General features: G+C 63.9%; 3 protein-coding genes. All 3 read left to right on the forward strand.

Annotated features, from left to right (window positions below):
• On the forward strand, positions 1-489 hold a 489-nt coding region (locus C1719_RS00035), incomplete at its 5' end, for a molybdopterin dinucleotide binding domain-containing protein (protein WP_281255959.1).
• The gene (locus C1719_RS00040) at positions 490-828 is read left to right on the forward strand and encodes a 4Fe-4S dicluster domain-containing protein (protein ID WP_102373246.1); all 339 of its coding nucleotides are present in this window, start codon (positions 490-492) and stop codon (positions 826-828) included.
• Positions 829-1076: 248 nt separating this feature from the next.
• A partial coding sequence (locus tag C1719_RS00045; protein ID WP_425439788.1) for a molybdopterin-dependent oxidoreductase occupies positions 1077-1573 on the forward strand: 497 nt, incomplete at its 3' end.

A 1573-nucleotide genomic window follows, 5' to 3' on the forward strand; every position in this document is an offset into this window, starting at 1 on the left:
TACGAGTTCTTCCACTCGGAGAACCGCCAGCAGGCCACGATGCGCGAGTTCCATCCGATGCCGCTTGTGAAGGTGTCGACGAAGACGGCCGAGGAGTACGGTCTCTCCGAAGGCGAATGGATCTGGATCGAGAACACGGAGGGACGGTGCCGCCAGAAGGTGACCATCGATCCGACGCTCAACCCCAACTACATCCACGCCGAGCACGGCTGGTGGTTCCCCGAACAGGAGCCGGCATTCCCGAACCTGTACGGCACGTTCGATTGCAACATCAACAACCTCACGGCATCGTACGAGACCGGCCAAGGCGGCATCGGCAATCCGCTCAAGAGCATCGTCTGCAAGATATACAAGTGCGATGAGACCGTCGACGAACCGGCGCCGGGTGAGGTTGTAACCCAGCTGGGCGGCTTCCGCAGCGATTACGTTGCCGGGCAGCCTTTTGCGTGGACCACTGACAATACGACACGCGAGGGAGGACGATTCTAGATGAAGGGCATTCTGATCAACTACGAGTTCTGCACCGGCTGCCATTCCTGCGAGGTTGCCTGCAAGAAGCACCTGGGCCTGCCCGCCGGCGAGTTCGGCATAAAGCTCACCGAGACGGGCCCCTACGCCTACGAGGGCAAGACGGGCAAGGACCGCTGGGAGTGGACGTGGCTGCCGGTCATCACCAAGGCCTGCGACATGTGCGCCGACCGCGCCGAGAAGGGCAAGCTGCCCATGTGCGTGCAGCACTGCCAGGCGTGGTGCATGTACTACGGCGAGGTCGACGAGCTCGCCCGGAAGATCGACGGGACGTCGCGCTGCGCGCTGTTCACGCGGTAGACGTCGCGGCTTGATCGTACGTCTCATGCGAAGGGCGCAGCGGGGATTCCCGCTGCGCCCTTCTGTATATGGGAGCAAACGCGAAGACGAGAGGGGAAGGTATGTTGTTTGACTATCAAGAGTTTCTCGGCGGCATCGATCGGAGCGCTTACCACGAGGGCGAATGGCAATGGGAGGAGGATGGGTATACCGTAACGCGCACCTATACCTATTCCGCCCCCGGCTGCCATACGTCGTGCGGCGTGCTCATGTACACCAAGGACGGCAAGCTCGAGAAGGTCGAGGGCGACCCGCTCGACCCGTGCGCGAACGGCAGGCTGTGCATGCGCTGCCTGAACCTGGCGGAGGGCGTGAACTACGCCGACCGCCCCAAGTACCCGCTGCGCCGCGCGGGCGAGCGCGGCGAGAACAAGTGGGAGCGCATCACCTGGGAGGAGGCTCTCGACGAGATCGCCGACTGGATCCGCGTGAACATCGACGAGGCGGGGCTCGGCCGCGAGTCGATCTTCGTGAACCACGGCACCGGCCGCAACATATCGTCGTGGGTGCCGTTCCTCGGCGGCGCGTGCCTGGGCACCCCCAACATCGNCCTCGACGAGATCGCCGACTGGATCCGCGTGAACATCGACGAGGCGGGGCTCGGCCGCGAGTCGATCTTCGTGAACCACGGCACCGGCCGCAACATATCGTCGTGGGTGCCGTTCCTCGGCGGCGCGTGCCTGGGCACCCCCAACATCGGCGCCAT

This window comes from Raoultibacter massiliensis, assembly GCF_900199545.1.
In the GTDB taxonomy this organism is placed as follows: domain Bacteria; phylum Actinomycetota; class Coriobacteriia; order Coriobacteriales; family Eggerthellaceae; genus Raoultibacter; species Raoultibacter massiliensis.